This is a genomic window from uncultured Ruminococcus sp., assembly GCF_934476685.1.
Lineage (GTDB): Bacteria > Bacillota > Clostridia > Oscillospirales > Ruminococcaceae > Hominimerdicola.
Genome location: NZ_CAKSNX010000001.1, coordinates 326,631 through 340,657 on the forward strand (window position 1 = coordinate 326,631; position 14,027 = coordinate 340,657).

A 14,027-nucleotide genomic window follows, 5' to 3' on the forward strand; every position below is an offset into this window, starting at 1 on the left:
ACGGGCTTACTGAAAAAAACTTAAACCTTCCCTTTTTGCAAATTCAGCGAATGCCTCTGCAATTCCGTCCTGCGTCATTCCATCATGGTTATACAAATCGTGATCCACGATCAAATGTCCGTGACTATCCAGAAGATTTTCACCAGTTTCAGGATTCTTTACATAGATCTTATCTCCGGAGTTATCCTTACTGGGCTTTTGCATTGTTGCAAAGAATATAGGGTAGTCATCCTTACGGGGGCAAAGTACGTCATCCCATTTCTGAACGAACAGCACCGATGTTTTTGTTCCAGTATGGGGCTTGAATACATTTCCGTGCAAGCCTACTACAGCTAAAATACGGCAGCGCTCAGCAATAAAATCTCTAATAGCCTTATCACTTGCATTATTGAAACGTCCTTGCGGCAAAACAATCGCCATTCGGCCACCGGGTTTCAGAAAACTTAGGTTACGTTCGATAAACAAAATATCTCTGCTAACCTTCTTATGCCATTTACCAGCAGTATTTTTACCCAGTTCATAACGAGATATGATCGTGTTTTCTTTTATATCTCCTGCAAAAGGAGGATTTGCCATTACAAGATCAAAGCTAAATCTGCTAAAATCACTTACACCTTTAGGCTGGAGTTTTTTCAACTTTTTGAAACCTTCATTATAAGTGTCAATCCAATCTTCCTGCTTAGTAATCTCTACCCAACGCGAATAATCGAGCGTGTTAAGGTGAAGAACGTTTGTCTGCCCATCGCCCGCAATCAAATTCAGAGTTCTGGCTACTCGAACGGTTTTCTCATCAAAGTCGATAGCAAACACATTATCTCTTACAAAATTTGTCTCTTCGGGTATGCGTTCTGCTGCGGTAAAACCTTCTCCTTCTTCCAGTCCTTTTTCTCTTCTAATATCTTTCCACACTTTAAAAATACTGTGAACTGTAAATCCGGAACTGCCACAAGCTGTATCAATAATCTTATCCTTTGAAGTCGGATTCATCATCTTTACACACATATCAATAACATATCTAGGAGTAAAGTACTGTCCCTTTTCTCCCTTTTGTGCTTTGCTCATTAAATATTCAAAAGCATCATCAACAACATCAAGATTATTGTTAAAGAGCTTAATATCCTGCAACGTTGATACACACACAGCAAGATGCGAAGGCGAGAGCAAAATCTTGCTTTCATCAGTAAAAATACCTTCCCACTTTTTCTTTGCTTCATCAAACAGCGACTGGATTTTTTCTTTCAGTTCATAATCAGTGTTTCCGTTATTTCTGAACTGAAGATATGCTGTGCTATCGTTTGCACAGATAAGCTCGTCATACAGTTTTGTGAAGATAAGTTTAAAGATCTCCTCAAAAGAATCAACGCCGGCACTAGCAAGCACTTCATCTTCCATTTCTTTAATCAAAGCACGCAGCGAACGTTTTTGCGTACTGATTTTATCAATACGCTTTAAATCCTCGTAAGTGTATTTCTCGTTAATTATATCGGATAGTTTTTGTGAAGCTTTGGGAATATCGCTGATTGCTTCAAAAAAGTTAGGATCTTTTCTGTTGTAGCATGAAATTTGCTCACCATTCGTCCAAACACCAATAGGCGCACCTGTAGCGTTACAATATGATTTCAACTGTTCTTTGCCATCACTCAGTTTAGGTTTTTTCAGTTCTACAATAATATAAGGCACCATAGGACGATCCTTATCCATAATCGTAATATCTGCTCTTTTAACTTCTCTTCCAAAATGGATATGGGTTTCAAACTGGATTCTATCCTTGGGGTAACCATACTTCGAAATCAGCATTTGAGTGTAAAGTTGCCTTACCGCTTCTTCCGGAGTAAGCTTAATGTCTTTTTCTCGAATAATACATTTAACATAGGGCACTTCTATGTTTTTTACTGCTTTGGTGAATATTCTTGTTTCCAGTGCAGCTTTATCCTGATCAGAAAAAATGGTTCCTTCATAATCGGTATTCTTAAATAATTCATTCAGATTCATTTTGATTTCCTCCTAAAAGTGAATCGTAATCAATATTTTTTCTTATTTTCTCAACTATCTGAGGATTATTCTTTAAGTAATATGCTATATCACCTGGGACTTCATTTCGTTCACATCCTGCTATCTGAAAGAATCGCTTTTTGTTTTCATCAGAAACATTTAATAATTTCAGCATTTTGCATTGCATTTCAAGTGGTGGTGGCTTTACTCGACTTTTAATAATATCATAGAAATAAGGTTTGGTAATTCTCAGTTTGCTATAAAACTCAGAATGAGTCATTCCATTTTCCTTGATTAGTGTTTTTAGTAACTCTCCGAACTTAACATCTTCATCCATATCATCACCCCTCTTGATAATGATAGTATGTTAGTTTACATACTATTATTATAATACTAATCTTCATTCTTGTCAAGTCATCATCAAAAAAGAGCTGTATACAAAATGATACAGCTCAAATCTCTATTTCAGATCACACATACACCAAATCCGCATACACCACCTCCCTCGCACACAACCTAAACATATTCTCCAAACCTTGAGCTTTGCAGAGATCACCAACAGCAAGTGACTGCTGATATTCCTTATCGTCAGCTTTCCACTTTTCAACCTGTCTTTCCATAGCATTTTCCACTGCCTTATCAAGTTCAGTCAGATAACCCAGAATTTCGCCGTTATTTACAAGTTTTCTCAGTCTGTCCTTGCGGTACTCCGCAGAATAATGCAGGTGATACTTGATATGCTCGGAACAGAATGCTGTTACTGTTGGCTCAGTATCAACTGTATTGTGTGTAACGGTAAGTGCATTGGTATCCAACACCCAGACCGACTTGTTTTTGCCGATCACCTGAACTTTGTCTTTGCTTCTGATAATCATAAAATTTTTCTCCTCATTCCAAATTCTTGCTTTTTATTGTGCTGTTGTATCTGAACTGCTGATAGTCGGAACTCAATCCACAAGCAGAGATAAAAGCCTCCGCCTTTTTCAGTTTGCGTGAAAGCTCGTCCTCACGGCTGATACGCTTTGCTTCCTTGTTTAGCTTCTCACGAGTGAAAAGAGCCTTTTCCTTTTCAGCTTTCTTGTAAGCGGCAAGCTCCGAGGAAACAGCCGACAACTGCTCTTTCAGCTTGTCACGCTCCTGCACTGCCGTGTCATGCTCGGATCTGAGCTTCTTGTTGGTCTTGACCATTGCCACATACTTCTTTGCCGTGTCGCTGAGCTTGTCATAGTCCTCTTTTGTGAGAGTAACTTTCTTTCCAAACATCGACTCCTTGGCTTCAATGCTCTCGATCTCATCGAGCTTGACTTTCTTCTTTGCTGCCTTGTCAAGCTCCGCACGGGCTTCGTCACGCTCAGAAAGAGCCTGCTCCTTTTCTTCATTCAGCCGCCTAATTTCGTCTTGATGATTGCCGTATTCCTCAACCGTATAGCTGTACCCTCTGGACTTCTTCGGCTCTGAGATTTCGATACCATGAGCAGCACATATCTGGTGCAGGACTTCCCATTCCGCTAATCGCCAGCGGTTGATCGCATTTGCACCTTTGCCGTACCCCATTTCTTCGAGAGCTTTCGCCATAGCATTTCTTGTGTCAAGCCCTCTGTCGAAATGCCCGACGGGGATATAGTCGATGTGCAGATGAGGAGTTGCTTCATCAAGGTGCATCACAGCATTGAACACATAGAAATTCGGATTTCTTTCTGAAAAGCCCTCCATGTACTCCCGTAAACAGGCAACAGCAATCTCCGAATCGGGAGTACCGACACCTGTATCATCTTTTGTCCCGACCTGGACTAAGTCTTCATAGAAACTCTTTTGCTTATTTGTCCCAGTGATAACGCTTGCACTCGGTTCACGGCTGAACAAATGCTGAAAGTAGTCGGGGATACGGCGGTCATTTCGTTTCTGACGGGCATTGTATCTTTCTACTGCATCGCTGAAAAGAATATCATAAGCATCACGCAAATTCTGATGTACAAATGTAATGTTGTCCGCTGTTCGGGAACTGTCGATATTTTTGGCAGCAAATGCACGGTTGTTGTGGGACAAGCTGCCCTTGCCCTGACACATTGAGATCGTCTTTTGACACATAGAAACACCTACCTTCCTTTTTGAATTGACTCTCTGACGAGAGAATGCCCTATGGGCAAAACGGTTTGCAGCGATACGGAGATCGGCAAACCAAACGGCTCGGAGAGCCGGGTTACCTGCGGAATGCCGCCGGTAACCCCATAGCACTTTCGACAGCCTAACGGACTATCAAAAATGCTATCGGGGCTCTGCGAGGCTTGAACGGCGGATAAACCGCCAACGCCGTGACGATGTGTGACGATGGTGACGATGATTACACCGCTCACAAAACATCGTCACGACCGTCACGGACTGACACGCCAACCACTTGAAATTTACTCTTTTGATAACAAAGAAAAGAAAATCATGCGTCCGCTGTGGTTACGCTTATTCGTGTATCGAATGCTATAATCATTCATCAACCTGCCTGCATTGACATTGAGTTTCAACGAAACCACATTCGGCTTCATATCAAGTCCAAGCTTTTCTATCAGTTCAGTCGCTGTACCCTGCCAAGTCGGATTTTCTTCTGTTACAAGATTGGCGATACATTCCAGCAACGGTTCGGGAGGTTCTTTCCAAAGCTCTGTTTCTGCTTTTTCAAAATTCCAGCAGAGTTTTTCTTCATCACGAATGAGATGGATTTTCTGATCTTGCTGATCACGGCCTGAAATTTCAAGTGTTGCCTTATTGGAAGTCCTGGTTTCCTTGTAAAGCATAAATGCTCCGTCTGCACAGCCAAGTAACCCATTTGTTCCTGAGATCATGTCGAAGTTATCAGATGACTTTTGCTTTCTCGTATGATGAACTAACAGCAGACATATTCCCCAACTGTCAGAGAACTGTTTCAGCTGATTGATGATCTCGTAATCTTTGGCATAGCTGTAAGAATCACTGTCCACCTCACGGATTTTTTGAAGTGTATCAATAATCACAAGCGTTGTGTCAGGGTGTTCTCGGATAAAACCGCTCAGCTGATCGGTCAGACCATTTCCAAGCGGTTTGGACGATACGGAAAAGTACAAGTTTTCCGTACTGTCCGTTCCGAACATTCGGTACATTCGTTCCTGCAATCGTCTGTAATCATCTTCCAGTGCAAGGTAGAGAACCGTACCCTTTTTCACAGGATAGTCCCAAAGCGGAGTACCTGTGCTGACATGATAGGCAAGCTGTGCCATAAAGAAGCTTTTGCCGATCTTAGGTGAACCGACAAACAGATAAGTACCTTGATAGAGCAAGCCCTCAATAACAGGTGGTTTCTTGCTGTAAATATCCTGATACAGTTCCTGCATCGTGACTGTTTTCATGTATGACGGATCAATTTTCTTGAAAAATTCGTCAAAGGGGTTGAAATTTACATCACGATTTGATATACTATTAGTAGTTTGTTTTATGGATGACTGCTCCGTATCTACGCCAATAGATACGTTCGGAGCGGTCATTTCTTTTTCTTCTGACATCAGGATTCTCCTTTCATTCCATTTAATGTGGTGTTGATGAGTCGTATCGTTTCAAGAAGTTCATCACTTACAGAACTATTTTCTATTCTCTGCAATTCTGAAAGCACTTCCGCAAGCTGATTTTTCAGAGCTTTGTATACTCTCGAATTGCCCTGCACTACCACATCACGGCAGAGAAGCCTTTTTACGATGTAGTCCTGCTTGGTCAGTCCCGAAAGTGCCACTGCTGAATTTATCAGCTTTTCTTCTTCGGGAGATACCCGAAATCCGATGGTTCTGGAACGAAATCTGCCTTTGCTGTCAAGGTTTTTCGCTGACATTTGCGTTATCTCCTTTCTTCAACTCACTGAGTTTATTCGCCATTTCCGCCTGTTTCGACGGAAACAGATGTGCATAGCGGTATGTGATCTCAATGCTCTCATGTCCCACACGATCTGCAATAGCAACAGCCGAAAACCCAAGTTCGATTAGAAGCGAAACATGGCTGTGACGCAGATCATGGATACGGATACGCTTCAAACCCGTTTCTTTTACCCCTCTGTCCATCTCGTGATGCAAATAGCTCTTGGATATTGTGAAAATACGCTCATCTGATTTCTGATCGTAAAGCATACGGAGATAGTCCTGCATCTCCTCACAAAGAAAATCAGGCATTTCAATGGTACGGTTGCTTTTCTTGGTTTTCGGCTCTGTAATAACGTCCTGCCCCTTGATACGCTGATAGGACTTGTTAATGCGGAGCTTTCGATTCTGGAAATCAAAGTTCTCTGGTGTGAGAGCCAACAGTTCGCCAAGACGGATACCGCACCAATACAGCATTTCAAAGGCATAAAACGAAACTGGTTTGTCCATCATGACCTCAGAAAACTGCATATATTCGTCCTTTGTCCAGAAGTTCATCTCTTTGGCATTCTTTACGCCAATACTTCCAGCTTTGGCAGCTGGGTTTACGCCAAGATCATAGTAGCGAACCGCATGGTTAAAGATGCAGGAAAGCTGATTGTGCAGATTCTTCAAATACGTTTCCGAATAGGGCTTTCCATTTTTGTCACGGTGACGAAGCAGTTCATTCTGCCACGAAAGCACATCTCTTGCCTGAATATCCTTCATCGGTTTATCCCCGAAATAAGGGAGGATTTTCGACTGAATGACGTGTGCCTTATGTTCCCATGTATTCTGTTTCAAGCGAGATCTCATATCCTGTTCATACAGCTTGTAGAAGTCCTTAAACAGCATATCAAGGTCACTGTTTGCCTGAAGCAGAAATCTTCGCTCCCAGTTCTGTGCCTCACGTTTGGTAACAAAGCCACGCTTGCACTTTTGTTTTCGCTCCCCCTGCCAGTCCTCATAACGAACCATAGCATACCAAGTGCCGTTTTTATCCTTATATACGGGCATTATTCCTCACCAGCTTTCTTTTTAGGAGGGTTCACCGAGTACACTCGCTCGTTAAAGTACTCACGGTTCACTCTGCCTGTTACTGTGATAAACCCTTTGTCGGAAAGTTCCTGATTGAGTTTACGAATGATTTTGTACGCATAGGCAACAGAGATCTCCATAACCTCAGCAACTTCCTCTGCACGAATAAATTTTTCTGACATATACATTTGTTCCTTTCTGTGTTCTGTATTCGCAAAATCTGTTCTAAACATTTTTGCTTAATTCCATTATACTAAACAAATTTGCTTTTGTCAAGACACTTTTGCGTATTTTCTAAATTTTTTTGTTTAGTATCTCTTGACTGACTTAAACATATATGTTATAATGATTCTACTAACAGAACGATATTATAAGGAGTAAACCACCATGAGTATAATGGGAGACAAAATACACCGTATCCGTGATTTCCGTGGAATGACACAGAAGCAGCTCGGTATGGCTGTCGGCTTTGACGAGAAATCTGCCGATGTCCGTATCGCACAGTACGAATCAGGCACTCGTACACCAAAACAAGCACTTGTGGAACGGCTTGCCGAGGTGCTTGATATAAACCCTCGTTTCCTTGCTGATGATGAAATTCTCGGAGCGGAGGGCGTTATGATGATGCTCTTTGAACTGGACGAACATTACCCGATCAGCGTTGAGGACTGTACAGATGAGGACGGAAACAAACGTAAGGGCATTATTTTCGGCTCTATTCTTCTGAACGACTTCTTTGCGGAGTGGCAGAGACGAAAAAAAGACCTTGCTGACGGTAAGATCAGCAAGGCCGAATATACAGAATGGAAGCTTAACTGGCCGAAAACGACCGATGACTGCGGTAAACATGAACCCTCGAAAGAGTGGCGTGACCTGTAAACCGCCTGAAATGCAGAACATTTCAGTTTTACTTCCTGTTATCAAATTGTTATCACTGAGATTTTAAGGCTTTAAAAACGACGTAAATTCGTCATTTTTGAAGTCTTGTTTTTTATTCCCATTCAATAGTAGCCGGCGGCTTTGTAGTCACATCATACACTACTCTGTTGATGTTCTTTACCTCGTTTACTATCCTGCTTGAGCATACCGCAAGTACCTCGTATGGTATCCTTGAGAACTCAGCAGTCATAAAGTCAGTTGTTTCTACTGCCCTCAGCGCAAGAGTGTAATCGTATGTTCTGAAATCACCCATTACACCTACCGAGCGGTTGTTTGTGAGTACAGCAAAATACTGGTTGATGTCCCTGTCAAGACCGGCCTTTGCGATCTCTTCTCTGAATATCCAGTCAGCGTCCTGAAGGATCTCAAGCTTTTCGTCTGTGATCTCTCCAATGATCCTTATCGCAAGTCCCGGACCTGGGAAAGGCTGACGCCATACCAGCGTGTCAGAAAGTCCAAGCTCCTGTCCGAGCTTTCTTGTTTCGTCCTTGAAAAGCATTCTCAAAGGCTCGATTATCTCCTTGAAATCAACATAGTCAGGAAGTCCGCCTACGTTGTGGTGAGATTTTATCGTCGCAGCGTCACCTGCACCCGACTCGATAACGTCAGGATATATTGTTCCCTGTGCAAGGAAATCTACCTTGCCTATCTTCTTTGCCTCAGCCTCGAATACTCTGATGAATTCCTCGCCGATAGTCTTTCTCTTTGTCTCAGGATCTGATACGCCTCTCAGCTTGTCCATAAATCTGTCCTTTGCATTTACCCTTACAAAGTTTATGTCCCAGTCCTTGAACGCAGCCTCGACCTCGTCACCCTCGTTCTTTCTCATAAATCCGTGGTCAACGAAAATGCAGGTCAGCTGATTTCCTACCGCCTTTGAAAGAAGTGCCGCAAGTACAGAGCTGTCTACTCCGCCCGAAAGCGCCAGCAGTACCTTTCCGTCCCCGACCTTTTCCTTTATGTCCTTTATTGCCTTTTCAGCATAGTTCTCCATTGTCCAGTCGCCTGTGCAGCCGCATACGTTCTTTAAGAAGCTGTCCAGCATCTCAAGACCATGCTCTGTGTGGTTTACCTCAGGGTGGAACTGTACAGCATAAAGCTTTCTGTCAGCGTCAGCCATAGCAGCGCATGGGCAGTTAGCTGTGTGAGCAGTTACCTTGAATCCCTCAGGTATCTTTGCAATGTAGTCTGTGTGGCTCATCCATGAAACAGCCTTTTCAGGCATATCCTTTACTGCACCGAAAAGTACACAGTCCTTGTCATATTCAGTTTCGGTCTTGCCGTATTCCGAAGCTATGCAGGTCTTTACCTCTCCGCCCAGAACGTGCGCCATAAGCTGTGAACCGTAGCATATTCCCAGTACAGGTATGCCAAGCTCGAATATCTCCTTTGAAACGCTCGGTGCGCTGTCGCCGTAAACGCTCTGCGGACCGCCCGTAAAGATTATTCCCTTAGGAGAAAGCGCCTTGATCTCGTCAATAGTCACCTTATTGTAAGGCTTTACCTCACAGTAAACGTTGCATTCACGCACACGTCTTGCAATAAGCTGATTGTACTGACCGCCGAAGTCAAGAATAAGTATAAACTCATTAGTCATATATTTAACCTCATTTCCCAGTGTAGTTTATCTCCATATCAGTCAATAGTAATACATAATTTATTATAGCATACTTTCTCACGCTTTTCAAGGAGAAAGTATGCCAATTTGTTTCTTTTTAATTAATTTTTTTATCACTGCATCTCTTAATTCCTGCGCATATCCGTCCCGACAGCCGGACAAAGCCTGATAAGATATGTCTTATAAATTTACGAATTAAAATTTAAGAAAAACAAGCCCTGCGGCAGTTGCTTATTCATTCCGAATGTGATATAATAAACAGTGTGCCGATTTTTCACATATCGTGAAGAAAAGCAGAATTATAGGACGGAGAACAAAGAGAATAAAGAGAATAAAGAAAATTAAAAAGATAGAAATGGGAGATATATGACCAATATGAAGAATTTTATATGTAAGCTTAAAAAACTTTTTGTAAAAGAAAAAAAATCAGAAGATCAGCAGAAATCAACTGACCCCGACAGCATAACAGATACGCCCCTCGACCAGTCCGATGCAAAACCAAAAACCGTTAAAGGCAGCGTCCTTATCTCGAAGTATATAAATACCATTATTTCTTTCGGTATAGGTTCTTTCGTTTTGGACTATGTTGGAAAAGGTGTTTTTCCTACATGGTGCTATATTTTCGCCGTGCTGTTTTTGGGTTTCTCCATAGTTGCCGTCGTATCCATTATAATAAGCCTAAGAAGATCAGAGTCAAAGCCTGTTATAAACCGCTATGCGCTCTGCTTCCTCCTCGCTGTAAATTCGTTCTACGTCCCTGAGTTTGCAATGGATTCACCGCCGGTAAAAATAACAGCAGATTTCTTCCTGCTGGGCATACTGCTGTGCTACCTTATCCACTTTGTGGGCTTTGTTCTGTTCCCTAAAGGCAAGGTTTGGAATATAGTCGCCACAGCCTTTTTCGACCTCTATGCCGCTATGCAGTATTATATCTATGAGTTCAGAGGAAATCCTATTAAGTTTTCCGACCTGTCAAATGCAGTTTCCGCATTGGATATAAAAAGCCAGTATAGCTTTGACCTTAACCCCGTAGTAGTTTTCTGCCTAGTGGATTTCGTCTTTATAACCACGCTCCTCCTTGTTTCCGAACCATCAAAACTGTCAAAAAAACAAAGAGCCTTTTCCGCAGGCGGACTTATCATCGGTATGGCAGCAATGTATATCATCGGCGGCTATTCTTTCGACAGCGGAGTGAAAAACAGATATATAACCCTTAACTTCTCAGGCGAGGAAAATCTCTATACCTACCGCCTTGTGGGCTTTGACCTTATGCTCTATTTCGACGGAGTCTATAACAGAGTTTCCGAACCCGAAGATTATTCAGATGAAAAAGCCAAGGAAATATTGTCCGAGTATACCACCGATAATAATGAAGATGACAGCGTATCCACCAACGAAAAGCCTGTCATAATCGGCATAATGAATGAGTCATTTGCCGACTTTGAACATATCGCACAGTTTGATACAAATAAGGACTATATGCCGAACTACCATAAACTCCAGCAGGAAAGTATCTCAGGCTATGTTACAGTTTCAGCCTACGGCGGATATTCCTGCAACTCCGAGTATGAGTTCCTCAGCGGCAACAGCCTTAACTTCCTGCCCTCAGGAACAGCTGTCTTTACACAATATCTGAACGACAGCCGTGAAAGCACCGTAAGCTATCTTAAATCCATGGGTTATTATACCGAAGCAGTGACCCCATGCAGTACCACCCTCTGGAATATAGGCGAGGCATACGAAAATCTCGGCTTTGATAAAAGCATTTTCGACTGCCTGTCTTATGAAAGCGACCCCGAATTTGTAAACTATAACTATTCAGATAAAACCCTCTTCAAAAAGGTAGAAAAGGTCTATGAGGATAGTCCAAAGGATAAACCTTTCTTTATGTGGGTAACAACAATGCAGAACCATGGACCATATACAGGACTTGAAAATCCAGCCACAGGCATAACCCTCAATGATATCGACTGCGAAGAAGCAGAAACTTTCCTGAGTTCTATCTATAAGTCCGATGAAGCAATAGGGGAGCTTGTGGATTATTTCAGAAATGTTGACCGTGAAGTAATAATCGTTATGTTCGGCGACCACTATCCGCATATAATGGACTTCACCACTAAACTCTACGGCAGTTCAGTGTCCGCACTCTCCGTCGAGGACTATTCAAGACTCCACCAAACACCGTTCTTTATCTGGAGCAATAAAGGCGTTTCCCCCGAAACTATCGAGGATATAAGCCTTAACTACCTCTCCAATGAGGTGCTGAAAGCCGCCGATATCCCCCTCTCTCCATACCAGCAGGCATTGGAGGATATACGAAAGGATATCCCGATAATAAGCGGATTCGGCTATAAGACCGCCGACGGCGAATGGCATGGTGCGACCGATAAGTCCGCCTATGACGATACAAAAAATAAATATCATATCTTAGAATATTACCGAATGTTCGGCAAAGCCTCATAAAATAAAACACAGCTCACTTGTAGTGGCGACCTTCGGTCGCCGCTTTGACACCATGTCACCCCAAAACCTCCGCATTTAACTTTACCCACAAAAATTTTTCCCCGCAATTAAACCCCATACGCATAAAAATTCTACCAACAAAAAAGCACCACACAAGCTTTTATTATCAAGCCTGTGCGGTGTTTTATTATTGTTTGTAATAGTCGTTGAAAAGTATCTGATTGTTTATGTCTATCCTCTCTCTGACCATCTCGTTCATCTTCTCAATGAAATCATCATCTGCCACAGCGTCAGTGTAGTTCTTTGCTATGCTGCCGCCTGAGTAGTAGAAGTCATTTGTTATCCAGGAAAGATTCTGGAAGCAGGCATATCCATCATAGCTGTCGTCAAAAATATCATTGCCTATGTACTTTCCGCAGTTCTCCATGCCGAACAGATTTATGAGCGTAGGGAGAATGTCGCTTGTGTTGCATACCTTCTCCACCGTCTGCGGTTCGATACCCTTTGCGTAAATAAAGCATGGCGTGTTGGATATAAGCGCCTCGCTTACGTCATTGTCCGCAAGATCCGCACAGAAATGGTCTGTTATAAACAGTATAACTGTGTTTTCCATAAGTCCGTCCTGCTCAAGCCGCTCCACCAGTTCTCCTGCCATATCGTCTGTAAGTGAAGCCTTTGCACGGTATATTGAAAGCTTGTCATAAAGATCGTCCGTTTTAAGCTCAGGATGTCTGTTTATCGCCTCAAGGTATACAGTATCGTAGATCGAATAAGGCAGATGTGCGCTGTATGTTACAATGTAGTCAAGGAACTTGTCGTTCTTTGTAAGCTCATTGTACAGCCCGTTGTCCGTTACGACCGTGTCATCCACCTCGAAAAGCTGATCTTTGTTTTCTGCATATTTTTCAAATTCTATGTAGTTGTCAAATCCGAAAACCTTGCTCATTACACCTCGGTTGTAGTAGTCAGCCGTGTTGAAATGGAATTCATTTGCGCTGTATCCGTCAGCCTTGAACATTGATGCCAGCGAGTACGGGAATGAATTTTCCACATAATCCGTTGAAAGCACCGCACCAGACGGAGCAAAAAGTCCTGTATTTATAGCCGTTTCCGTTCCGAACGTAAATGTGTTTCCGAATCGTGAGGAGTAAAAGTTCTTGAAATTTATTCCCTCCTCCATGAACTTTGTGAGATTCGGACAGTTTTCAGCAGTTATGCCTTTGTAATCAAGGCTCTCCATCTGAACAACGATAAGATTTTTGTCTTTAAATATCCCCGTCATATCATTGTCCTGATGAGGCTGCTTTTTTTCAAAGTAGTTGTTGATGTTTTCCACACTGTCGCTTGCCGTAAACTGCTGTTTTACAGTGCATACAATGTCACGTTCAAGACAGGTGAAAAGATCTTTTCGCTTGAAAAGTGTGGTGGCGTCAAGAAAATTAATGTAATTGTATTTGTCAAAACTGCCGTAATTGTCCATTCTTCCCGAAGACAGAAAGTAAGGTATGAGCAGTACGACAGTGAGAGATGCCGCAAATATTATTCCGTTTACTATGTACTTGAATTTTCTCGCAAATCCCTTTTCAGGAGGTGATGAGAATTTCAGCGTAACAAATGTGACCACCGCCGTCAGTATGATAAGCACTATAAACCCGATCTTTACTTTTGTGCTTATCTCTGACATTATGCTCCCTGCAAATCCTGTGCCTTCCTTAGCAGAGAAAATTGCAGATATCCTGAACAGCGTTTTGTTTGCGTGGCTGTAACACATCTGCGCAAAACCATATACGATAAACAAAAGCTCAGATACCGCAAAAAGTATCGCCGATGTTTTCTTGCCGAACATAAATATAAATGATGACAGCAGAAAAAGATTTGAAAAAATCATTCTCCTCAGATATGAGTCTACTGAAATATATGGATTTCTGAATATCGCATACATCATAAAAAGATCTGTTATTATATATGCACATAAGTATAATAAAAGTGGAAACCAGTTTTTTATCTTTATGTCCTTTGTGGTTTCAGACACACGGTCATTCCACTTTTTAAACCTTTCAGTCATGTGT

12 protein-coding genes are annotated in these 14,027 nt (G+C 42.2%); 2 read left to right on the forward strand and 10 right to left on the reverse strand.

Going from position 1 to position 14,027, the window contains the following annotated elements; genetic code table 11:
• Window positions 1-6: 6 nt before the first annotated feature.
• The 8 genes from Q0E19_RS01485 to Q0E19_RS01520 all read right to left on the reverse strand — a co-directional run bounded on the left by Q0E19_RS01485 (window position 7) and on the right by Q0E19_RS01520 (window position 7,120).
• Window positions 7-1,992, reverse strand: a complete 1,986-nt coding sequence (locus Q0E19_RS01485; protein ID WP_294406479.1) for an N-6 DNA methylase — start codon at window positions 1,990-1,992, stop codon at window positions 7-9.
• Window positions 1,979-2,329 carry a hypothetical protein gene (locus Q0E19_RS01490; RefSeq protein ID WP_278868489.1) on the reverse strand — a complete coding sequence of 117 codons (351 nt, stop codon included), beginning with the start codon at window positions 2,327-2,329 and terminating at the stop codon, window positions 1,979-1,981. Before Q0E19_RS01490 ends, Q0E19_RS01485 begins: the two co-directional genes overlap by 14 nt.
• A 133-nt stretch (window positions 2,330-2,462) precedes the next feature.
• Window positions 2,463-2,867, reverse strand: coding sequence for a hypothetical protein (locus Q0E19_RS01495; RefSeq protein ID WP_294406481.1), 405 nt, complete (start codon window positions 2,865-2,867; stop codon window positions 2,463-2,465).
• 13 nt (window positions 2,868-2,880) lie between these two features.
• Window positions 2,881-4,080 (reverse strand): plasmid recombination protein, encoded by a 1,200-nt coding sequence (locus Q0E19_RS01500; protein WP_294406484.1) that lies wholly within the window; start codon window positions 4,078-4,080, stop codon window positions 2,881-2,883.
• Between the two features lie 314 nt (window positions 4,081-4,394).
• Window positions 4,395-5,519 carry an AAA family ATPase gene (locus Q0E19_RS01505; RefSeq protein ID WP_294406486.1) on the reverse strand — a complete coding sequence of 375 codons (1,125 nt, stop codon included), beginning with the start codon at window positions 5,517-5,519 and terminating at the stop codon, window positions 4,395-4,397.
• The gene (locus tag Q0E19_RS01510; protein WP_294406488.1) at window positions 5,519-5,839 is read right to left on the reverse strand and encodes a hypothetical protein; all 321 of its coding nucleotides are present in this window, start codon (window positions 5,837-5,839) and stop codon (window positions 5,519-5,521) included. The genes Q0E19_RS01505 and Q0E19_RS01510 overlap by 1 nt, the downstream gene beginning before the upstream one ends.
• Window positions 5,820-6,917 carry a site-specific integrase gene (locus tag Q0E19_RS01515; RefSeq protein WP_294406490.1) on the reverse strand — a complete coding sequence of 366 codons (1,098 nt, stop codon included), beginning with the start codon at window positions 6,915-6,917 and terminating at the stop codon, window positions 5,820-5,822. Before Q0E19_RS01515 ends, Q0E19_RS01510 begins: the two co-directional genes overlap by 20 nt.
• Window positions 6,917-7,120, reverse strand: a complete 204-nt coding sequence (locus Q0E19_RS01520; RefSeq protein WP_040646623.1) for a transcriptional regulator — start codon at window positions 7,118-7,120, stop codon at window positions 6,917-6,919. Before Q0E19_RS01520 ends, Q0E19_RS01515 begins: the two co-directional genes overlap by 1 nt.
• Window positions 7,121-7,325: 205 nt before the next feature.
• Between Q0E19_RS01520 and Q0E19_RS01525 the strand changes: the two genes are divergently transcribed.
• A complete protein-coding gene (locus Q0E19_RS01525) occupies window positions 7,326-7,817 on the forward strand; it encodes a helix-turn-helix transcriptional regulator (protein WP_021680832.1) in 492 nt (163 codons plus the stop codon).
• 112 nt (window positions 7,818-7,929) lie between these two features.
• Here the strand turns inward: Q0E19_RS01525 and guaA are convergent, their stop codons facing one another.
• Entirely contained in the window at window positions 7,930-9,474 is a 1,545-nt protein-coding gene (gene guaA / locus Q0E19_RS01530) for a glutamine-hydrolyzing GMP synthase (RefSeq protein ID WP_294406504.1), read from the reverse strand.
• A 396-nt stretch (window positions 9,475-9,870) separates the two neighbouring features.
• Between guaA and Q0E19_RS01535 the strand changes: the two genes are divergently transcribed.
• The gene (locus tag Q0E19_RS01535) at window positions 9,871-11,958 is read left to right on the forward strand and encodes an alkaline phosphatase family protein (RefSeq protein WP_294406507.1); all 2,088 of its coding nucleotides are present in this window, start codon (window positions 9,871-9,873) and stop codon (window positions 11,956-11,958) included.
• A 187-nt stretch (window positions 11,959-12,145) separates the two neighbouring features.
• On the opposite strand, the gene Q0E19_RS01540 is transcribed toward Q0E19_RS01535, so the two are convergent.
• Complete coding sequence (locus Q0E19_RS01540) at window positions 12,146-14,023, reverse strand: alkaline phosphatase family protein (RefSeq protein WP_294406510.1); 1,878 nt, start codon at window positions 14,021-14,023, stop codon at window positions 12,146-12,148.
• Between the last annotated feature and the right edge of the window lie 4 nt (window positions 14,024-14,027).